Annotated in this window: 17 protein-coding genes; 12 read left to right on the top strand and 5 right to left on the bottom strand. The window is 60.8% G+C overall.

The window, feature by feature from the left end:
- The first annotated feature begins 63 nt into the window (after nucleotides 1-63).
- From PS14A_RS15680 to PS14A_RS15665, 4 genes are all read left to right on the top strand, one after another.
- Nucleotides 64-546, top strand: a complete 483-nt coding sequence (locus PS14A_RS15680; protein WP_212616675.1) for a MarR family transcriptional regulator — start codon at nucleotides 64-66, stop codon at nucleotides 544-546.
- The gene (locus PS14A_RS15675) at nucleotides 536-2,005 is read left to right on the top strand and encodes an efflux transporter outer membrane subunit (RefSeq protein ID WP_212616674.1); all 1,470 of its coding nucleotides are present in this window, start codon (nucleotides 536-538) and stop codon (nucleotides 2,003-2,005) included. Before PS14A_RS15680 ends, PS14A_RS15675 begins: the two co-directional genes overlap by 11 nt.
- Before the next feature lie 15 nt (nucleotides 2,006-2,020).
- Complete coding sequence (locus PS14A_RS15670; RefSeq protein ID WP_016775298.1) at nucleotides 2,021-3,223, top strand: HlyD family efflux transporter periplasmic adaptor subunit; 1,203 nt, start codon at nucleotides 2,021-2,023, stop codon at nucleotides 3,221-3,223.
- A gap of 161 nt (nucleotides 3,224-3,384) precedes the next feature.
- Complete coding sequence (locus PS14A_RS15665; protein WP_024013426.1) at nucleotides 3,385-4,914, top strand: DHA2 family efflux MFS transporter permease subunit; 1,530 nt, start codon at nucleotides 3,385-3,387, stop codon at nucleotides 4,912-4,914.
- Between the two features lie 122 nt (nucleotides 4,915-5,036).
- Here the strand turns inward: PS14A_RS15665 and lpxH are convergent, their stop codons facing one another.
- A complete protein-coding gene (gene lpxH, locus PS14A_RS15660) occupies nucleotides 5,037-5,789 on the bottom strand; it encodes a UDP-2,3-diacylglucosamine diphosphatase (protein WP_137214780.1) in 753 nt (250 codons plus the stop codon).
- Nucleotides 5,786-6,292, bottom strand: a complete 507-nt coding sequence (locus PS14A_RS15655) for a peptidylprolyl isomerase (RefSeq protein WP_076567676.1) — start codon at nucleotides 6,290-6,292, stop codon at nucleotides 5,786-5,788. Before PS14A_RS15655 ends, lpxH begins: the two co-directional genes overlap by 4 nt.
- A gap of 251 nt (nucleotides 6,293-6,543) precedes the next feature.
- Here PS14A_RS15655 and PS14A_RS15650 point away from each other — a divergent pair, with 251 nt between their 5' ends.
- Nucleotides 6,544-8,241: a glutamine--tRNA ligase/YqeY domain fusion protein gene (locus PS14A_RS15650; RefSeq protein WP_212616673.1), complete on the top strand. Its 1,698-nt coding sequence runs from the start codon at nucleotides 6,544-6,546 to the stop codon at nucleotides 8,239-8,241.
- An 18-nt stretch (nucleotides 8,242-8,259) separates the two neighbouring features.
- Entirely contained in the window at nucleotides 8,260-9,642 is a 1,383-nt protein-coding gene (gene cysS / locus PS14A_RS15645; protein ID WP_212616672.1) for a cysteine--tRNA ligase, read from the top strand.
- Between the two features lie 339 nt (nucleotides 9,643-9,981).
- Here cysS and PS14A_RS15640 read toward each other — a convergent pair whose 3' ends face one another.
- Nucleotides 9,982-11,820 carry a sigma-54-dependent Fis family transcriptional regulator gene (locus PS14A_RS15640; protein ID WP_212616671.1) on the bottom strand — a complete coding sequence of 613 codons (1,839 nt, stop codon included), beginning with the start codon at nucleotides 11,818-11,820 and terminating at the stop codon, nucleotides 9,982-9,984.
- 382 nt (nucleotides 11,821-12,202) lie between these two features.
- Between PS14A_RS15640 and PS14A_RS15635 the strand changes: the two genes are divergently transcribed.
- The 6 genes from PS14A_RS15635 to PS14A_RS15610 are packed head-to-tail and all read left to right on the top strand — an operon-like array spanning nucleotide 12,203 to nucleotide 18,155.
- Nucleotides 12,203-13,297 carry an ABC transporter ATP-binding protein gene (locus tag PS14A_RS15635; protein ID WP_016775291.1) on the top strand — a complete coding sequence of 365 codons (1,095 nt, stop codon included), beginning with the start codon at nucleotides 12,203-12,205 and terminating at the stop codon, nucleotides 13,295-13,297.
- Nucleotides 13,297-14,409 (top strand): ABC transporter ATP-binding protein, encoded by a 1,113-nt coding sequence (locus PS14A_RS15630; RefSeq protein WP_041477087.1) that lies wholly within the window; start codon nucleotides 13,297-13,299, stop codon nucleotides 14,407-14,409. The genes PS14A_RS15635 and PS14A_RS15630 overlap by 1 nt, the downstream gene beginning before the upstream one ends.
- Nucleotides 14,406-15,272, top strand: a complete 867-nt coding sequence (locus tag PS14A_RS15625; RefSeq protein ID WP_007912484.1) for a sugar ABC transporter permease — start codon at nucleotides 14,406-14,408, stop codon at nucleotides 15,270-15,272. The genes PS14A_RS15630 and PS14A_RS15625 overlap by 4 nt, the downstream gene beginning before the upstream one ends.
- Nucleotides 15,273-15,281: 9 nt before the next feature.
- The gene (locus PS14A_RS15620; RefSeq protein WP_024013421.1) at nucleotides 15,282-16,082 is read left to right on the top strand and encodes a carbohydrate ABC transporter permease; all 801 of its coding nucleotides are present in this window, start codon (nucleotides 15,282-15,284) and stop codon (nucleotides 16,080-16,082) included.
- Nucleotides 16,083-16,092: 10 nt separating this feature from the next.
- Nucleotides 16,093-16,365, top strand: a complete 273-nt coding sequence (locus tag PS14A_RS15615) for a DUF2160 domain-containing protein (RefSeq protein ID WP_038861868.1) — start codon at nucleotides 16,093-16,095, stop codon at nucleotides 16,363-16,365.
- Nucleotides 16,366-16,412: 47 nt separating this feature from the next.
- On the top strand, nucleotides 16,413-18,155 hold the full coding sequence (locus PS14A_RS15610; protein ID WP_016775286.1) for an ABC transporter substrate-binding protein: 1,743 nt from the start codon (nucleotides 16,413-16,415) through the stop codon (nucleotides 18,153-18,155).
- Nucleotides 18,156-18,540: 385 nt separating this feature from the next.
- Here PS14A_RS15610 and nuoN read toward each other — a convergent pair whose 3' ends face one another.
- Nucleotides 18,541-20,004, bottom strand: coding sequence for an NADH-quinone oxidoreductase subunit NuoN (nuoN, locus tag PS14A_RS15605; RefSeq protein ID WP_024013420.1), 1,464 nt, complete (start codon nucleotides 20,002-20,004; stop codon nucleotides 18,541-18,543).
- A 7-nt stretch (nucleotides 20,005-20,011) separates the two neighbouring features.
- Entirely contained in the window at nucleotides 20,012-21,544 is a 1,533-nt protein-coding gene (nuoM, locus tag PS14A_RS15600) for an NADH-quinone oxidoreductase subunit M (RefSeq protein WP_016775285.1), read from the bottom strand.
- Nucleotides 21,545-21,549: the final 5 nt, after the last annotated feature.

The following is a 21,549-nucleotide window of genomic DNA, read 5'->3' as shown; positions in this document are numbered from 1 at the left end:
TCGCTGCCTAAGCAGTAACATCTCGACATACATTCACTGCCTAGGCAGTTATCAGGTCGACCCATGAAGCATTTCACCCCGGAAGAATTCAAACATTGCCACCTTGGCCTGTTGCTCGGCCGTGCCGCGCTGCTCAAGGACCGGATCATCGACACCCACATGGAACCCCACGGCATCACCGCCGCGCAGTTCAAAGTGTTGATCATCATGGCCCAGTTCGGCGTCGACACCCCGGCCGAGCTGTGCCGGCATCTGTCGCTGGACAGCGGGTCGATGACGCGCATGCTCGATCGTCTCGAGCAGAAAGCGTTCCTGGTTCGCCAGCGCAGCGAAGGCGACCGGCGTCAGGTGCAGTTGAAACTGACCGAGCAGGGCCAGCAACTGGCTGATCGTCTGCCGCACATCGGTGCCGATGCGATGAATGAGCTGGCCGGCGCGATCTCCCGCGAAGAGCTGAAAACCCTGGAATACATCCTCAAGAAAATCCTGCTGGCCGCCGGTGATCCGATCACCATCCAGCGTCTAGGTGATCACAATGAGCGCTAACACTTTGCGCAGCAGCCTGACGCTGCTGTTGTCGGCGATGATCCTCGCCGGTTGCGCCAATTACAGCGGCCTCGACACCGAAGGCCAGCGCCTCGACGCGGCGCAGTTGAAGACAGCGCAGTCTCTCGACGGCGTCACTCTATCGCCAGCGGCGTGGCCGAAAAGCGATTGGTGGAGCAGCCTCGGCGATCCGCAGCTCGACGGCCTGATCCGCGAAGCCCTGCGCGACAGCCCGGACATGCAGATCGCCGAAGCCCGCGCGCACCAGGCCAGCGCCGCCGCGTATGCCGCCGATGCCGAACGGTATCCGACCCTCGACGCCAGCGCCGGCATCAGCCGTTCGCGGCTGGCTCGTGATCAGGATCCGCTGGGGCAGGGCGGTGCCTATGCGACGGTGCGCAATGTCAGCGCCGGCTTCAATTACAACTTCGACTTGTGGGGCGGTCAGCGCGATGCCTGGGAAGCCGCACTCGGCGAGGCCCGTGCTGCTGAAGTCGATCGTCAGGCCGCGCAGTTGACCCTCGCCGCTGACGTCGCCCGTGCTTACAGCGATCTCGGTCAGGCGCACATCGTTTACGACCTCGCCAGCGAGGACCTCAAGCGCACCCGGCAAATGCTTGACCTCAGCCAGCGCCGCTTGAGTTCCGGGATCGACAGCCAGTACCAGTTTCAGCAAACCCAGAGCCTGGAAGCCAGTTCTCAGGCCAGCCTGATCGATGCGGAAAAACGCCTGAACAGCGCGAAAATCGCCTTGGCCGTATTACTCGGCAAAGGCCCGGATCGCGGCAACGAGATCGCCCGGCCGAAAGTCCTGCAAGCCAGCGCCGTGGCGGTGCCCTCGGTGTTGCCAGCGGAACTGCTCGGACGCCGCCCGGATCTGGTCGCGGCGCGCTGGCGTGTCGAGGCGGCGAGCAAAGACATCGATGCGGCGAAAACCCGCTTTTATCCCAACCTCAACCTGTCGGCCTCGGCCGGCGCCGAGTCGTTGTTGGGTGATGCGATGTTCGGTTCGGCCAGTCGTTTCTTCAACATCGCGCCGACCGTGTCGCTGCCGATCTTCGATGGCGGACGCCTGCGCGCCAACCTCGATGCCCGCGACGCCGATTACGATCTGGCGGTGGCGCAGTACAACAAGAGCCTGGTCAAAGCCCTGGGTGATGTCGGCGACACCATCAATCAGCTGCGCGATATCGGCCGGCAGATCGGCGCGCAGCAACATGCCACCGACGTCGCTCAGGATTCTTACAACACCGTCGTCCAGCGTTACGGTTCCGGCATCGGCAACTACCTGGACGTGCTCAGCATCGAGCAGCAATTGCTCCAGGCCCAGCGTCAGCTGGCGACCCTCAATGCCGAGCAGATCGACCTGTCGATTCAACTGATGCAAGCGCTGGGCGGCGGCTTTCAGGGTGAAAACCTGAACGCAGCCAACGCCAGCCCCGCCTCGTCGCACCCATAATTCAAGGTATTTGTCATGGCCACTGCCGAAAACACCCAAGCTCAAGACAACACCCCGGACACCGGCAACCCGCGCAAACGCAAGGTGATGCTGCTGGCCCTCGCTGTGGTGGTCCTGCTCGCCATTGCCGGCGTCTGGGCCTATCACGAGTTCATCGGGCGCTTTAACGAAAGCACCGACGATGCCTACGTCAACGGCAACGTGGTAGAGATCACACCGCTGGTCACCGGCACCGTGGTCAGCATCGGCGCCGACGACGGGGATCTGGTCCAGGAAGGCCAGGTGCTGGTCAACTTCGACCCCAACGATGCCGAAGTCGGCCTGCAAAGTGCCAAGGCCAAACTGGCGCGCACCGTGCGTCAGGTGCGCGGCCTGTATAGCAACGTCGACGGCATGAAAGCTCAGGTCAATGCGCAGCAGGCCGAAGTGCAGAAGGCCCAGGACAACTACAACCGGCGGAAAAATCTCGCCCAGGGCGGGGCGATTTCCCAGGAAGAGCTGTCCCACGCCCGCGACGACCTGACCTCGGCGCAGAACGCCTTGGCTAACGCCAAACAGCAACTGAAAACCACCAGCGCGCTGGTCGACGACACCGTGGTCTCGTCCCATCCGGACGTAATGTCGGCGGCTGCCGATCTGCGTCAGGCCTACCTGACCAATGCCCGCAGCACGTTGATCGCGCCGGTCACCGGTTACGTCGCCAAGCGCACCGTGCAACTCGGTCAGCGTGTGCAGCCGGGCACTGCGTTGATGGCGGTGATTCCGCTGGATCAGCTGTGGATCGACGCCAACTTCAAGGAAACCCAACTGCGTGACATGCGCATCGGTCAGCCTGTCGATATCGAGGCCGATATTTACGGCAGCGATGTGAAATACAGCGGCACCGTCGACAGCCTCGGTGCCGGTACCGGCAGCGCATTTGCCTTGCTGCCGGCACAGAACGCCACCGGTAACTGGATCAAGATCGTCCAGCGCGTGCCAGTGCGTATCCACATCAATGCCGAAGAGCTGGCCAAGCATCCGCTGCGTGTCGGTCTGTCGACCAATGTCGAGGTCAATCTGCACGACCAGAGCGGCCCGGTACTGGCCCAGCAACCGCCGCAAAAAGCCTCGTTCAGCACCAACGTCTACGAGCGCCAACTGGCTGAAGCGGACGCGATGATTGCCCAGTTGATTCACGACAACAGCGCAGCAGCGGGCAAGACCGCACAGCGCTGAATGCTGACTCCAACCCCTGTGGGAGCGAGCCTGCTCGCGAATGCTGACTGACATTCAACATAAATGTCGACTGATCCACCGCCTTCGCGAGCAGGCTCGCTCCCACAGGGTCAGCTGTGCCTGCCATGGCGCAGCGCTCCTCAGGTTTCATAGGATTCACAATGAGCAATAACGCTTCTTTCACGCCGCCCAGCCTGTTGCTCAGCACCATCGGCCTGTCGCTGGCGACGTTCATGCAAGTGCTCGACACGACCATCGCCAACGTGGCGTTGCCGACGATTTCCGGCAACCTCGGGGTGAGTTCGGAGCAGGGCACCTGGGTCATCACTTCGTTCGCCGTGAGCAACGCGATTGCGCTGCCGCTGACCGGTTGGCTCAGCCGCCGCTTCGGCGAGGTGAAGCTGTTTCTGTGGGCGACGATGCTGTTTGTGCTGGCGTCGTTTCTCTGCGGTATCTCCACTTCGATGCCTGAGCTGATCGGCTTTCGCGTGCTGCAAGGCCTGGTCGCCGGGCCGCTGTACCCGATGACGCAGACGCTGTTGATCGCGGTCTATCCGCCGGCGAAACGCGGGATGGCCCTGGCGCTGCTGGCGATGGTCACGGTGGTCGCGCCCATTGCAGGGCCGATTCTCGGCGGCTGGATCACCGACAGTTACAGCTGGCCGTGGATCTTCTTCATCAACGTGCCGATCGGCATCTTTGCGGTGATGGTGGTGCGTTCGCAACTGGCGAAACGGCCGGTGGTGACCAGTCGCCAGCCGATGGATTACGTCGGCCTGATCACGCTGATCATTGGCGTTGGCGCGTTGCAGGTGATCCTCGACAAGGGCAATGACCTGGACTGGTTCGAGTCGAATTTCATCATTGTCGGCGCGGCGATTTCCGTGGTCGCCCTGGCGGTGTTCGTGATCTGGGAAATGACCGACCGCCATCCGGTGGTCAACCTGCGCCTGTTCGCCCATCGCAACTTCCGCATCGGCACGCTGGTGCTGGTGTTGGGGTACGCAGGCTTCTTCGGCATCAACCTGATCCTGCCGCAGTGGCTGCAAACGCAAATGGGCTACACCGCGACCTGGGCGGGACTTGCCGTGGCGCCGATCGGGATTCTGCCGGTGTTGCTGTCGCCATTTGTCGGCAAGTACGCGCACAAGTTCGACCTGCGCCTGCTCGCCGGCATTGCGTTTCTGGCGATCGGCCTGAGCTGCTTCATGCGTGCCGAGTTCACCAACGAAGTCGACTTCCAGCACATTGCGCTGGTGCAGTTGTTCATGGGCATCGGTGTGGCGCTGTTCTTCATGCCGACCCTGAGCATTCTGATGTCGGACTTGCCGCCGAGCCAGATCGCTGACGGCGCAGGCCTGGCGACGTTCCTGCGGACACTGGGCGGCAGCTTCGCGGCCTCGCTGACCACCTGGATCTGGATTCGCCGGGCCGATCAGCATCATGCGTATATGAGCGAAAGCATCAGCACGTTTGAGCCAGCCACCCGCGAGACCTTGAATCAGTTGGGCGGCGCGAGCCAGTCGGCGTATGCGCAGATGGATCAGATCCTCACGAGCCAGGCGTACATGCTCTCCACCGTGGATTACTTCACGTTGCTGGGCTGGGGATTCATGGGGTTGATTCTGATTGTGTGGCTGGCTAAGCCGCCGTTCGCCGCCAAGGCCGGGCCTGCCGCCAGCGGGCATTAACCTGAAACGCAGCACCTGTGGGAGCGAGCCTGCTCGCGAAAGCGGTGTGTCAGACACTCGACTGCTGAGTGACACACTGCATTCGCGAGCAGGCTCGCTCCCACAGGGTTTTGTGTTTGGCTTTAAATCGTAGGGGCGGGCAGGGCGGGTGGCGGGGCGAAATCGAATGGCGCCAAGGCATACCCACTCTCATCCACCTGCAACGCCCATCCCTGACGATCCCAATCCCCCAGCACAATCCGCTTCGCCGCTTGTTCACCAAGCTGCAACTTGTGAATTGCCGGGCGGTGGGTGTGGCCGTGGATCAGGGTTTTCACGCCGAATTCCTGCATCACTCGCGGAATCTCTTCCGGGGTGACATCAACGATGTCATTGGCCTTCATCCGCGTCTGTGCACGGCTTTCGCTGCGTAGCTTGCGCGCCAGTTGGTGGCGGCTGCTCAGCGGCAGATGACGGAGGATGAAGAGGGTGATCGGGTTGCGCAGGTAGCGGCGCAGCTTCATGTAGCCAACGTCGCGGGTGCACAGGCTGTCGCCGTGCATCAGCAGCACTGGCTCGCCGTAGAACTGCACGACACTCGGATCCTTCAGCAAGGTGCAGCCGGCCTGTTTGCAGAAGGCCTTGCCGAGCATGAAATCGCGATTGCCGTGCATCAGAAAGATGGCCGTGCCGCTGTCGCTCAAATCGCGCAGGGCCTGGCAGATGGAACGCTGAAAGGGCGTCATGGCGTCGTCGCCAATCCACGCCTCGAAGAAGTCGCCGAGGATGTACAACGCACTCGCCGAGCGGGCGCGTCCGGCGAGCAAATCCAGAAACGCCCGGGTAATGTCCGGGCGCTCCTCTTCCAGATGCAAGTCTGAAATCAGCAATATCACGCTGCGATGATCTCGGCTTTCTCGATGATCACGTCGTCTGCTGGTACGTCCTGGTGGCCGGCTTTGGAAGTGGTCGACACGCCTTTGATCTTGTCGACAACGTCGGTGCCGGCGGTCACTTTACCGAATACCGCGTAGCCCCAGCCCTGGACGTTCTTGCCGCTGTGGTTGAGGAAGGTGTTGTCGGCGACGTTGATGAAGAACTGCGCCGATGCCGAATGCGGCTCCATGGTGCGGGCCATGGCGACGGTGTATTTGTCGTTGGAGAGACCATTGTCCGCTTCGTTCTGGATGCTTGGACGCTTGTCTTTCTTTTCTTTCATGCCAGGCTCGAAACCGCCGCCCTGGATCATGAAGTTGCCGATGACGCGGTGGAATACGGTGTTGGTGTAGTGACCGGCGTTGACGTACTCGATGAAGTTGGCAACGGTGATCGGCGCCTTTTCAGCGTTCAGTTCGATGACGATGTCGCCATGGTTGGTGGTCAGTTTGACTTGAGTCATGGTCATTACTCTTCATAGGGAATTCGTGGTTCTGGGACATTGAGCCCCACAACCGGTTCAGCCTGCTTCGGCCAAGGTGCGCAGTTTAGCGTGACAGGCGCGAATTTCGAGGCGGTTTTTCATTTCCCGGCGATTAAATGCGTGCCTTTATAAGAGCTGCTCTGTCAGGCCCTTGACAGCATCGGCTATGATAGCGGCTTTGTTTTGTCTGGCCCCTCTTTGCGGCCGCGCACCTGTACGTCAAGGATCCTATGAGCAAGCCCACTGTCGACCCTACCTCGAATGCCAAGTCCGGCCCTGCCGTGCCGGTCAACTTCCTGCGGCCGATCATCCAGGCAGACCTGGACTCGGGCAAGCACACCCAGATCGTGACTCGCTTTCCGCCGGAGCCCAACGGCTACCTGCACATCGGCCACGCCAAGTCGATCTGCGTCAACTTCGGCCTGGCCCAGGAGTTCGGTGGCGTCACGCACCTGCGTTTCGACGACACCAACCCGGCCAAGGAAGATCAGGAATACATCGACGCCATCGAAAGCGACGTCAAATGGCTGGGCTTCGAATGGTCCGGTGAAGTGCGCTACGCCTCGCAGTATTTCGACCAGTTGCACGACTGGGCCGTCGAGCTGATCAAGGCCGGCAAGGCCTACGTCGACGACCTGACCCCCGAGCAGGCCAAGGAATACCGTGGCAGCCTGACCGAGCCGGGCAAGAACAGCCCGTTCCGTGACCGCACCGTGGAAGAGAACCTCGACCTGTTCGCGCGCATGAAGGCCGGTGAATTCCCGGACGGCGCGCGCGTGCTGCGGGCGAAGATCGACATGGCCTCGCCGAACATGAACCTGCGCGACCCGATCATGTATCGCATCCGCCACGCGCATCACCACCAGACCGGCGACAAGTGGTGCATCTACCCGAACTACGACTTCACCCACGGTCAGTCGGACGCCATCGAAGGCATCACGCATTCGATCTGCACCCTCGAGTTCGAAAGCCATCGTCCGCTGTACGAGTGGTTCCTGGAGAACCTGCCGGTGCCGGCGAACCCGCGCCAGTACGAGTTCAGCCGCCTGAACCTGAACTACACGATCACCAGCAAGCGCAAGCTCAAGCAACTGGTTGACGAGAAGCACGTCAATGGCTGGGACGATCCGCGGATGTCCACGCTGTCGGGCTTCCGCCGCCGTGGCTACACGCCGAAATCGATCCGCAACTTCTGCGAAATGATCGGCACCAACCGTTCCGACGGCGTGGTCGATTTCGGCATGCTCGAATTCAGCATCCGCGACGACCTCGACCACAGCGCACCGCGCGCCATGTGCGTGCTGCGTCCGCTGAAAGTGGTCATCACCAACTACCCGGAAGGCCAGGTCGAAAACCTCGAACTGCCACGCCACCCGAAAGAAGACATGGGCGTGCGCGCGCTGCCGTTCGCCCGGGAAATCTACATCGACCGTGAAGACTTCATGGAAGAGCCGCCGAAGGGCTACAAGCGCCTGGAACCGGCCGGTGAAGTGCGTCTGCGCGGCAGCTACGTGATCCGTGCCGACGAAGCGATCAAGGACGCCGACGGCAACATCGTCGAACTGCGTTGCTCGTACGACCCGGACACCCTCGGCAAGAACCCGGAAGGGCGCAAGGTCAAAGGCGTGATCCACTGGGTGCCGGCCGCCGCCAGCGTCGAGTGCGAAGTGCGTCTGTACGATCGCCTGTTCCGTTCGCCGAACCCGGAAAAGGCCGAAGACAGCGCCAGCTTCCTCGACAACATCAACCCTGACTCGCTGCAAGTGCTGACCGGTTGTCGTGCCGAGCCATCGCTCGGCAGTGCACAGCCGGAAGACCGTTTCCAGTTCGAGCGCGAAGGCTACTTCGTCGCGGACCTGAAGGACTCGAAACCCGGTCAGCCGGTATTCAACCGTACCGTGACCCTGCGTGATTCGTGGGGCCAGTGAGTGAGTCAAGGAACTAACGTGCTAACGATCTACAACACGCTCACCAAGAGCAAAGAAGTCTTCAAGCCGCTGGATGGCAACAAGGTGCGCATGTACGTCTGCGGGATGACCGTGTACGACTACTGCCACCTCGGCCACGGCCGCAGCATGGTCGCGTTCGACCTGGTGACGCGCTGGCTGCGCTTCAGCGGTTATGACCTGACCTACGTGCGCAACATCACCGACATCGACGACAAGATCATCAATCGTGCCCGCGAGAACGGTGAATCGTTCGAAGCGCTGACCGAGCGCATGATCGCCGCGATGCACGAAGACGAAGCGCGCCTGAACATCCAGAAGCCGGACATGGAACCGCGCGCCACCGATCATATCGCCGGCATGCACGCGATGATCCAGACCCTGATCGACAAGGGCTACGCCTACGCCCCGGGCAATGGCGACGTGTACTACCGCGTCGCCAAGTTCATGGGCTACGGCAAGCTGTCGCGCAAGAAGATCGAAGACCTGCGCATCGGCGCGCGCATCGAAGTCGACGAGTCGAAGGAAGACCCGCTCGACTTCGTCCTGTGGAAAGCTGCCAAGCCGGGCGAGCCGAGCTGGGAATCGCCATGGGGCGCCGGGCGTCCGGGCTGGCACATCGAATGCTCGGTGATGTCGACCTGCTGCCTCGGCGAGACTTTCGACATTCACGGCGGCGGCAGCGACCTGGAGTTCCCGCACCACGAGAACGAAATCGCCCAGAGCGAAGCGGCCACCGGCAAGACCTACGCCAATGCGTGGATGCATTGCGGGATGATTCGCATCAATGGCGAGAAGATGTCCAAGTCCTTGAACAACTTCTTCACCATCCGCGACGTGCTCGACAAGTACCACCCGGAAGTCGTGCGTTACCTGCTGGTATCGAGCCACTACCGCAGCGCGATCAACTACTCGGAAGACAACCTCAAGGACGCCAAGGGCGCACTGGAGCGTTTCTACCACGCGTTGAAAGGCCTGCCGAGCGTGGCGCCGGCGGGCGGCGAAGCGTTTGTCGAGCGTTTCACCGCGGTGATGAACGACGACTTCGGCACCCCTGAAGCCTGCGCCGTGCTGTTCGAGATGGTGCGTGAGATCAACCGTCTGCGTGAGAGCGATCTCGATGCAGCGGCGGGGCTGGCGGCACGTCTGAAAGAACTGGCGAGCGTGTTGGGTGTGTTGCAGTTGGAGGCGGATGACTTCCTGCAGGCCGGTGCTGAAGGGCGGGTCGACGCGGCTGAAGTCGATGCACTGATTGCGGCGCGCCTGGCAGCTCGGGCGGCGAAAGACTGGGCCGAGTCGGACCGGATTCGTGATCAGCTGACGGCGATGGGCGTGGTGCTGGAAGATGGCAAGGGTGGGACTACCTGGCGTCTGGCTGACTGATTCAAAAGCCAAAAGCCCCTCACCCTAACCCTCTCCCAGAGGGAGAGGGAACTGACCGAGGTGTCTTTTGCTATACGCCGACCTGAATGACCGAGTCGATTATGGATTCGGTGAAGCCAGATCAGGTCGGCGCATCTCTCGAATATCCCCCAATCGGCTCCCTCTCCTCGGGGAGAGGGCTGGGGTGAGGGGCAAGGGGTTGATGCAGTAGCCGAACAGGACGATGTTCGCCTAATCCATAATCGACGCGTGTTTTTCAGGTCGATGTATAACGCAAGACACCTCGGTCGGCTCCCTCTCCTCGGGGAGAGGGCTGGGGTGAGGGGCAAAGGGGTGTACTCAGTTGCCAATTTGCCGCAACCGCTTATACAGCGTATTCCGACTCACCCCCAACCGCCGCGCCAGGTGCGAAATATTCCCTCCGGCCGCCTTCAACTCGCGATTCAGCGCTTCAACATCATTCAAATCCAGCCCCAACGGCGCCGCCGTCTCCACCGGCTCCATCTCCAGGTCGACAAAAAAATCATCCGGCAGATGCTCAGGCCGCACCGGTTGTTCTTCGGCCATGGCCAGCGCCACTTGCATCACGCTGCTGACCTGACGCAAATTCCCCGGCCACGGGTGCTTTTCAAACAGCTCCAATACCTCCGGGCTCAGCCCCGCCCATTGCTTCGGCTCGCGATGTTGCTCCCACAGCCGTTTGAACAGCGCCTGCTTGTCGCTGCGTTCGCGTAACGGCGGCAGTTCCAGGGTCAGGCCACCAATGCGGTAATACAAATCCTCACGAAATCTGCCCAGTTGCACCTGCTCGCGCAACGATCGGTTGGTCGCCGAGATAATCCGCAAATCCACCGGAAACAACTCGCTGCTACCCACCGGCTGCACGCAGCGCTCCTGCAACACGCGCAACAAACGCGCCTGGGTCGGCAGCGGCATGTCACCGATCTCATCGAGAAACAGCGTGCCTTTGTCGGCCTTGCGGATCAGGCCGATGCTGCCTTTCTGGTTGGCCCCAGTGAACGCGCCTTTCTCGTAACCGAACAACTCGGACTCGACCAGTTCAGCGGGGATCGCCGCGCAGTTCACCGCGATGAATGCCTGTTTGCTTCGCGAGCTGGCCTGGTGCAAGGCTTTGACGAAGACTTCCTTGCCGACCCCGGTTTCGCCGTGGATCAACAACGGAATGTCTTTCTCCAGCAAGCGCTCGGCCTGGCGCACGGCTTTTTCCACGCGACTGTCGCCGAAATGCAGCGTATTGAGGCTGATCGCGCTGGCTGGCGCAGGCTTGTCCTCGGCGACAAATACCCGCGCCTGCACCGGCGTCTGTTTCGGCCGTTTCAGCAAGCACTGGAAGCGGTTGCGCCCCGAAGTCTGCAAGGCAAACGGCAAGCCCTCGGGTTGATTGATCAACTCCAGCAATGACACTTTGAACAGGCTTTCGACACTCACGCGCGACAGACGCACACCGAGCAGATTGTCGGCCCGGCGATTGGCCGAGAGCACTTGGCCGCTCTCATCGAAGATCAACAACCCGGCCCATTGGCTGTCGAGGTTGTTCAATCCGGTGTTGAAGGTCAGTTGAAAATGCTGGCCGTGGAACAGGTTGAGGATCAGCCGGTTCTCCACGGTCTGGCTCATCATCTTGACCATGCCCAGGGTGTGCGAGGGCGGCAGGTAGCTGTCGCTGGACACATCCAGCACGGCGATGACCTTGCGCTCGGCGTCGAAAATCGGCGCGGCGGAGCCGGTCATGAAGCGGTTGGCCTTGAGAAAGTGTTCGTCGTGTTCGATGTGCACCGCCTGCTCACAGGCCAGTGCGGTGCCGATCGCGTTGGTGCCGCTGCTGCGCTCCATCCAGCTCGCCCCGGCCTGAAAGCCCCGGGCCAGACTCGGTTCGATAAAGCGCTGCGTGCCCCACGAGGTCAGCACTTGGCCTTGATTGTCGGCGAGCATGATCAGGCAGTTGGAATTGCTGAGGATGTTTTCGTAATAGGGCAGGACTTCCTGATGCGTGGTCTGCACCAGCGAACGATGGCTGTCGAGCAACCGCGCAATGCCGGCGGCGGGCAATTGATCGAAGGCCGGGGCGCTTTGGTGGTCGAGGCCGAACGCGCGGCAACGTTGCCAGGAGGTCTGGACGATCGCGTCGTGGGACAGCGGCGAAGCAGGTGCGGCCATGGGGCGAGCCTCTGAGTGCAGCGATTTTATTATTGTTATGAACCCGATCTTCAAAACTACACAAATCCCCCTGTGGGAGCGAGCCTGCTCGCGAAAGCTTCGGTTCAGTCAATGGATTCATTGAATGACACACCGCTTTCGCGAGCAGGCTCGCTCCCACAGGGGATCTCTATCGCATTCAAGGTCGGCAAAAGCGTGCATAGAGTGTTGTTCACTATTGTTCATTGTCAATCACCCCGACTGTTCAAAAGTGTTCAGCTGTGAACGCCGCTTGCCCCCGTAAACACTGCTTCTCAAGGCAAATCAAGCACTTGCCATTTCTGGCACGAATGTCGCTCTGTTGCTCCGGTCGCTTGACTCCAAAAATAACAAAGGCCGAGCCATGTCACTCACCCTGGAGCACGTCAGCCGTACCGTCGAGGGCCAGATCTGGATCGACGATGCGTGCCTGAAATTCGAACCCGGATCCTTCAACGTTCTGCTCGGGCGCACCCTGTCCGGCAAGACCAGTCTCATGCGCCTGATGGCCGGCCTCGACAAGCCCGACAGCGGCCGCGTGCTGATGAACGGCGTCGACGTCACCCAGCGCCCGGTGCGGCTGCGCAACGTGTCGATGGTCTATCAGCAGTTCATCAATTACCCGACCATGACGGTGTTCGAGAACATCGCCTCGCCACTGCGTCAGGCCGGCATCTCGAAAGAGATCATCCACAGCAAGGTGCAGGAAACCGCACGCATGCTGCGCATCGAGAAGTTCTTGCAGCGCTATCCGCTGGAGCTCTCCGGTGGGCAGCAACAGCGCACGGCCATGGCCCGCGCGCTGGTCAAGGATGCTGAACTGATCCTCTTCGACGAGCCATTGGTCAACCTCGACTACAAGCTGCGCGAAGAGCTGCGTCAGGAAATGCGCGAGCTGTTCAAGGCCCGTCACACCATCGCCATCTACGCCACCACCGAGCCCAACGAAGCGCTGGCCCTCGGCGGCACCACGACCATTCTTCACGAAGGCCGGGTGATCCAGAGCGGGCCGTCGACCGAGGTGTATCACCAGCCGCAATCGGTGCTCGCCGCTGAACTGTTCTCCGAACCACCGATCAACCTGATGCCGGGACGCATCGCCGGCAACGAAGTCAGCTTCGCCAATTTTGTGCACTTCCCGTTGAACGTCGATCTGCGCCCGGTAGGCGAGGGCGAGTTCCGCTTCGGCGTGCGCCCCAGCCATATCTCGCTGGTGCCGAGCAACGATGACGACCTCGAACTGGCGGTGACCGTCGAGGTCGCCGAAATCAGCGGTTCGGAAACCTTCCTGCATGTGCGCAACGAGCATTTCCTGCTGGTGCTGCACTTGCCGGGGGTTCACGAATACGACGTCGATGCACCGATCCGCATCTATATCCCGACCCACAAACTGTTCGTTTTCGATGCGCAGGGCCGTCTGGTGCAAGCACCGGGCCGGCGTGTCGCGAGGGTTGCCTGATGGCCGAAATCCGTTTGCAGCACCTCGCCCACAGCTACAGCAAAACCCCCAGTGGCGCGGAGGATTACGCGATCCGCGAGATGGATCACGTCTGGGAGCAGGGCGGCGCCTACGCCTTGCTCGGCCCGTCCGGTTGCGGCAAGTCGACCTTGCTCAACATCATTTCCGGCCTGCTCAGCCCGTCCCAGGGCCACGTGTTGTTTGACGGCAAAGCGGTCAACGACCTGACCCCGGAGAAGCGCAACATCGCCCAGGTTTTCCAGTTTCCGGTGGTCTACGACACCATGACCGTGTTCGACAACCTCGCCTTCCCGCTGCGAAACCAGGGCATGGCCGAGGCGAAAGTGCACAGCAAGGTGCAGGAAATTGCCGAAGTGCTCGATCTGCAGAATCTGCTGAGCAAGAAGGCGCGCAACCTCACTGCCGACGAAAAGCAGAAAGTCTCCATGGGCCGTGGCCTGGTGCGCGACGACGTCTCGGCAATCCTCTTCGACGAGCCGCTGACGGTGATCGACCCGCACCTGAAGTGGAAACTGCGGCGCAAGCTCAAGCAGATCCACGAGCAGTTCAACATCACCATGGTCTACGTCACCCACGACCAACTTGAAGCCTCGACGTTCGCCGACAAGATCGCGGTGATGTACGGCGGCCAGATCGTCCAGTTCGGTACGCCACGGGAATTGTTCGAGCGGCCGAGCCACACCTTTGTCGGCTATTTCATCGGCAGTCCGGGGATGAATCTGATCGAGGTGCAGCCGCAGCCCGGGGGCGTCGGTTTCGCCTCGACGCACCTGCCGTTGTCCGACGCTTTGCAGCGCCATATCGAGCACGGCCAGTGGAAAAATCTCAAGGTCGGCATCCGCCCGGAGTTCATTCATGTGTGGGACGAGCCGTTTGACGACGCCATGCAGGCCAAAGTCGTACACGTCGAAGACCTCGGCACCTACAAGATCATGACTCTCAACCTCGACGGCGCGCCGTTGAAGGTGCGTCTGGCCGAAGACAAACCGGTGCCGCAGGGCACGGCTTACATCAGTTTCCCGGCGCAATGGCTGATGGTCTATGCCGACGAATTTCTCCTGGAAGTCAGCGACGAGGAGGTGCAGCCATGAACAAGGTGCAGAACAACAAGGCCTGGTGGCTGGTGTTGCCGGTGTTCCTGCTGGTGGCGTTCAGTGCGGTGATCCCGATGATGACCGTGGTCAACTATTCGGTGCAGGACATCTTCGACCAGTCCAGCCGCTACTTCGTCGGTGCCGATTGGTACAAACAAGTGTTGCTTGATCCGCGCCTGCATGACTCGCTGCTGCGCCAGTTCATCTACTCGGCGTGCGTGCTGCTGATCGAAATCCCGCTGGGCATCGCCGTCGCGCTGACCATGCCGACCAAGGGCCGCTGGTCCTCGGTGGTGCTGATCATTCTGGCGATTCCGCTGCTGATTCCGTGGAACGTGGTCGGCACCATCTGGCAGATCTTCGGCCGCGCCGACATCGGCCTGCTCGGTTCCAGCCTCAACGCGATGGGCATCAGCTACAACTACGCGGCCAACACCATGGACGCCTGGGTGACGGTGCTGGTGATGGACGTCTGGCATTGGACTTCTCTGGTCGCGCTGTTGTGTTTCTCCGGCCTGCGGGCGATTCCCGACGTCTATTACCAGGCCGCGCGCATCGATCGCGCCTCGGCGTGGGCGGTGTTCCGCCACATTCAGTTGCCCAAGCTGAAAAGCGTGCTGCTGATCGCGGTGATGCTGCGCTTCATGGACAGTTTCATGATCTACACCGAGCCGTTCGTGCTCACCGGTGGCGGGCCGGGCAATGCCACGACCTTCTTGAGTCAGACGTTGACGCAGATGGCCGTAGGGCAATTCGACCTCGGTCCGGCAGCGGCGTTTTCGCTGGTGTACTTCCTGATCATCCTGTTGGTGTCCTGGCTGTTCTATACCGCCATGACGCACTCCGACGCCAACCGCTGAGGCCCGGCCATGAGCAAGAAAAAGCTTATTCCGTTGCTGGTGTACATCCTGTTCCTGCTGGTGCCGATCTACTGGCTGCTGAACATGTCGTTCAAGAGCAACACCGAAATCCTCGGCGGCCTGACGCTTTTCCCACAGGACTTCACGCTGGCGAACTACAAGGTGATCTTCACCGATCCGAGCTGGTACACCGGCTATCTGAACTCGCTGTATTACGTCAGCCTCAACACGGTGATTTCCCTGAGCGTGGCGTTACCGGCGGCTTACGCGTTTTCACGCTATCGTTTCCTCGGCGACAAGCATCTGTTCTTCTGGCTGCTGACCAATCGCATGGCGCCGCCGGCGGTGTTCTTGCTGCCGTTCTTTCAGTTGTATTCGTCGATCGGCCTGTTCGACACGCACATCGCCGTGGCTTTGGCGCACTGCCTGTTCAACGTGCCGCTGGCGGTGTGGATTCTCGAAGGTTTCATGTCTGGCGTGCCCAAGGAGATCGACGAAACGGCCTACATCGACGGCTACAGTTTCCCCAAGTTCTTCGTGAAGATTTTCATCCCGTTGATCGGTTCCGGTATCGGTGTCACGGCGTTTTTCTGCTTCATGTTTTCCTGGGTCGAGCTGCTGCTGGCGCGCACGCTGACTTCGGTCAACGCCAAGCCGATTGCGGCAGTGATGACGCGCACGGTGTCGGCGTCGGGGATCGATTGGGGCGTGCTGGCAGCGGCGGGGGTGTTGACCATCCTGCCGGGCATGCTGGTGATCTGGTTTGTACGCAACCACGTGGCCAAGGGCTTTGCCCTCGGTCGAGTCTGAGGAGCTGATGATGGAATGGATGAGCTGGACGACACCGACCGCCGCGTTCTTCATCGGCATCGGTCTGATTCTGGTGGGCATGACCACCTGGGAATTGCGCTCGCCGAGCATTCTGCGGCGCGGGTTTCTGCCGATTGCCACTACCCGTGGCGATCGCTTGTTTATCGGTCTTCTCGGCAGCGCCTACCTGCATTTGCTGGTAATCGGCGTCACCGACTGGAGCATCTGGGTGGCGTCCGCGTTGTCCCTGGTGTGGCTGTTGGCTGTGATGCGTTGGGGCTAGTCGAATCGTTCGGCAACGCGGCTCCACAACTTAAACAGGAGGTCTCTATGTTCGATAAAAACAATAAGCTGCGACATAGCATTTCATTGGCAGCCATGCTGGCACTCAGCGGTCTGAGCGCATCTGCCTGGGCCGACGCCTACGAAGATGCTGCAAAAAAATGGATCGGCAGCGAGTTCAAGCCCTCGACCCTGACGGCCGAACAGCAGCTCGAAGAACTGAAGTGGTTCATCAAGGCCGCCGAGCCGTTTCGCGGCATGGACATCAAGGTCGTTTCCGAAACCCTGACCACCCACGAATACGAGTCCAAGGTGCTGGCCAAGGCCTTCAGCGAAATCACCGGGATCAAACTCACCCACGACCTGCTGCAGGAAGGCGACGTGGTCGAGAAAATGCAGACGGTGATGCAGTCGGACAAGAACATCTATGACGGCTGGGTCAACGACTCCGACCTGATCGGCACGCACTTTCGCTACGGCAAGACCGAATCGATCACCGACCTGATGGCCAATGAGGGCAAGAATTTCACTTCGCCAACCCTCGACATCAAGGACTTCATCGGCATCTCTTTCACCACCGCGCCGGACGGCAAAATCTATCAACTGCCCGACCAGCAGTTCGCCAACCTGTACTGGTTCCGCGCTGACTGGTTCGAGCGCGCCGATCTGAAAGCCAAGTTCAAGGAAAAATACGGCTACGAATTAGGCGTGCCAGTGAACTGGTCGGCCTATGAAGACATTGCCAAATTCTTCAGCGAAGACGTCAAGGAAATCGACGGCAAACGCGTCTACGGCCACATGGATTACGGCAAGAAAGACCCGTCGCTGGGCTGGCGCTTCACCGATGCCTGGTTCTCCATGGCCGGTGGCGGCGACAAGGGACTGCCCAACGGCTTGCCGGTGGACGAGTGGGGCATCCGCGTCGAGGACTGTCATCCGGTTGGTTCAAGCGTGACCCGTGGCGGCGACACCAACGGCCCGGCGGCCGTGTTTGCCACCACCAAATATGTCGACTGGCTGAAGAAATACGCGCCACCGGAAGCGGCCGGCATGACCTTCTCCGAGTCCGGCCCGGTGCCATCGCAGGGCAACATCGCCCAGCAGATCTTCTGGTACACCGCGTTCACCGCCGACATGACCAAACCCGGCCTGCCGGTGGTCAACGCCGACGGCACGCCGAAATGGCGCATGGCGCCGTCGCCTAAAGGTCCGTATTGGGAAGAGGGCATGAAGCTCGGCTATCAGGATGTGGGGTCGTGGACGTTCATGAAATCCACGCCTGAGAAACAGAAACTCGCGGCGTGGCTGTACGCGCAGTTCGTCACGTCGAAAACTGTTTCGCTGAAGAAAACCATCGTCGGTCTGACCCCTATTCGCGAGTCGGACATCAACTCGCAGGCCATGACCGATCTGGCGCCGAAACTCGGTGGTCTGGTCGAGTTCTATCGCAGCCCGGCCCGCGTGCAATGGTCGCCGACCGGCACCAACGTGCCCGACTATCCACGTCTCGCTCAACTGTGGTGGAGCCATATCGCCGAAGCCGCCAGCGGCGAGAAAACACCGCAACAAGCGCTCGATGGCCTGGCCAAGGATCAGGACCGCATCATGGAACGCCTCGAACGCTCCAAGGCCCAGGCCACTTGCGCGCCGAAGATGAACCCTGAGCGCGATGCGCAATACTGGTTCGATCAGCCGGGCGCACCGAAGCCGAAACTGGCCAATGAGAAGCCGAAGGGCGAAACCGTTAGCTATAGCGAACTGCTGAAATCGTGGGCGGATGCGCGTAAATGATATTGGAAATGTGAGAAGCGAACGGCACCGGAAGGTGCCGTTTTTTTTGCTGCCTGATCTGCCGCTTTCGCGAGCAGGCTCGCTCGCACATTGGATCGGGTATACCCGAAAATAGATGACACCCAAGATCCCCGTGGGAGCGAGCCTGCTCGCGAAAGCGGTGGGTCGGTTAGCATATCAATCGACTTGTAGGACGCCATCGCGAGTAGGCTCACTCCTGCAGGGTGTGCGATGCACCCGGATGCTATGAGCGACACACACACCTGTGGGAGCGGGCTTGCCCGCGATGACGCTTGCACAAACTCCGGCGATATCGACTTCTGCTACAAACAAAAAACGGCACCCGAAGGTGCCGTTTTCATTTCCAGCCAGATCAGCCGAGCAATCAGCCCGCCAGACCCGCCTGCTGTACCAGCACCAGCAATGGCTGCGGGTACACGCCCAGGAAGAATGCGACCAGGGCGATGGCCAGCAGCATCACGCCGCCTGCCTTCTGTTCCCAGTGCAGCTGGGCGTCGTGGCGACGCAGGTTTGGCTCGATCAGGTACAGGGTGACCATCACGCGCAGGTAGTAGAACACGCCGATGGCGCTGCCCAGTACCAGTGCGCCAACCAGCCACCACTGACGCGTTTCGACGCCGCTGGCGATGATGTAGAACTTGCCGATGAAGCCGGCGGTCAGCGGGATGCCGGCCAGGGACAGCATCATTACGGTCAGCACGGCAGTCAGGTACGGACGGCGCCAGAACAGGCCGCGGTACTCGTACAGCGCGTCAGCGTCGCGGCCGTTGTACGGCGAGGACATCAGGGTGATTACGCCGAACGCGCCCAGGCTGGTGATGACATAAGTCACCAGATAGACGCCGATGGCTTCCACCGCCAGACCCTTGCTCGCCACCAGCGCGATCAGCAGATAGCCGAAGTGCGCAATCGACGAGTAACCGAGCAGACGTTTGAGGTTGCTCTGGGTCAGGGCCAGCAGGTTACCGAACAGGATCGAGGCGACCGCGATCACGCTCAGCACATCGCTCAGCACGCCACTGCTGGCGGCAGGGGAGAGCTGGAACAGACGCACCATCACCGCAAACACTGCGACCTTCGAAGCGGTAGCGAGGAACGCCGCCACCGGTGCCGGTGCACCTTCGTAGACGTCCGGCGTCCACAGGTGAAACGGTACCAGCGACAGCTTGAACGCCAGACCGATCAGCATCATGCCCAGGCCCAGTTGCGCCAGCGGGCTTGGCAGGCCGGTCGCGGCCAGGGCCTGACCGATGCCAACGAAACTCAGCGAACCGGCGTCGGCGTAGAGCAGCGCCATACCGAACAGCAGGAACGCGGAACCGGCAGCCGACAGCACCATGTACTTGATGCCGGCTTCCAGCGAGCGCTTGTTGAAGAAGGCGTAAGCCACCAGACCGTAGACCGGTACCGACAGCAGTTCCAGACCGATGAACAACCCGGCCAGGTGCTGCGCGCTGACCAGGACCAGACCACCGGCGGCGGCCATCAGGATCAGCAGATACAGTTCTTCGCGGTTGCCCGGGTAACCCGAACCGCCATCACCGAGATAGGCGTGGGCGAGGGTGACGCAGGCGAGGGTGGCGACCAGGATCATCGCCATGTACAGGCAGGCGAAGGCGTCGATTTGCAGCAACGGGGTCACGGCCAGAGGCGCGACTTTCAACGCAGGCAGGATCGACAGCAGGGCCAGGTTCAGACCCGCCACCGAAATCAGGAAGGTCTGCGAGTGGTTGCGGCGCCAGGCGATTGCCAGCATCACCACGATAATGGTGAGGCTGGTGATCAACAGTGGCGCAAGCGCAATAAAGTGTTGAATCGTGAATTCCATAGCGCTCTTACCGGGCCGAAGCGAGTTGAGAGAAGGCGGTGCCGAGCCACTGCTGCACGCCATGCATGGTGGCGGCAGAGGTGTCGAGGAACGGTTGCGGGTAGACGCCGAGGTAAATCAGCAATACCGCCAGACCAAGCACCATGATCAGTTCGCGCGCGTCCATGCCGTGCAGCACCGCGTCGGATTTCGACGGGCCGAAGTAGGCACGGTGGATCATGATCAGCGAGTAGACCGAACCGAACACCAGACCGGAAGTGGCAATCGCCGTGACCCATGGAGCGCTGGCGAAGGAGCCGATCAGGATCAGGAATTCGCCGACAAAGTTACCGGTGCCCGGCAAGCCCAGCGACGCCGCAGCGAAGAACAGGCTGATGGCCGGCAGGTAAGCGATACGCGACCACAGACCGCCCATCTCACGCATGTCACGCGTATGCAGACGCTCGTACAACTGACCGCTGAGGATAAACAGCGCCGCTGCCGACAGACCGTGCGCCAGCATCTGGATCACTGCACCTTGCAGCGCCAGTTGGCTGCCGGAGTAGATGCCGATCAACACGAAGCCCATGTGGGAAACGGAAGAGAAGGCAATCAGACGCTTGATGTCGGTTTGTGCGAACGCCAGGAACGCGCCGTAGAAGATCCCGATCAGACCGAGGGTCATGGCGATCGGCGCGAACTCCGCCGAAGCGTTCGGGAACAGCGGCAGGGCGAAACGCAGCAGGCCGTAGGCCGCGGTTTTCAGCAGGATACCGGCGAGGTCGACGGAACCGGCAGTCGGCGCCTGGGCGTGAGCATCAGGCAGCCAGGAGTGGAACGGTACGACGGGCAGCTTGACCGCGAAAGCGATGAAGAAGCCGAGCATCAGAATGTACTCGGTGGTCATCGACATCTTGGTTTTCAACAGGTCGGCGTAGTTGAAGGTAATCACGCCGGTGTTGTTGAAGTTGACCAGCACCAGACCGAGGATCGCCACCAGCATGATCAGGCCGGACGCCTGAGTGAAGATGAAGAACTTGGTCGCCGCGTAGATCCGGGTTTTCTTGCCGTCCGAAGAACTGTGACCCCAGAGCGCGATGAGGAAGTACATCGGCACCAGCATCATTTCCCAGAAGAAGAAGAACATGAACAGGTCGAGGGCGAGGAACACGCCGACGACGCCGCCCAGGATCCACATCAGGTTGAGGTGGAAGAAGCCAACGTGACGTTGAATCTCTTTCCACGAGCAGAGTACCGAGAGGATACCCAGCAGGCCGGTCAGCAGGATCATCAACAGCGACAGGCCGTCGAGGGCCAGGTGCACGTTGATGCCGAAACGCTGGATCCAGACATGCTTGAACTCAAGCGCCCAGGTCGGATCGGCGCCGGGCGCCGGTGCGAATGAATAGTCACCGTGGGCCCACAGCCAGAGGCCGAGCGCGAGTTCCAGGGTCATGGTCAACAGCGCAATCCAGCGCGGAAGGGTAGCGCCGAAGCGCTCACCCATCCAGCACAGCAGGCCGCCGATGAAGGGGATCAGGATTAGCCAAGGCAGAATCATGACGG

The sequence above is a fragment of the Pseudomonas sp. 14A genome, from assembly GCF_018132745.1.
Classification (GTDB): Bacteria; Pseudomonadota; Gammaproteobacteria; order Pseudomonadales; family Pseudomonadaceae; genus Aquipseudomonas; species Aquipseudomonas mercuritolerans.
This window is presented reverse-complemented; position numbering and strand designations above follow the sequence as displayed.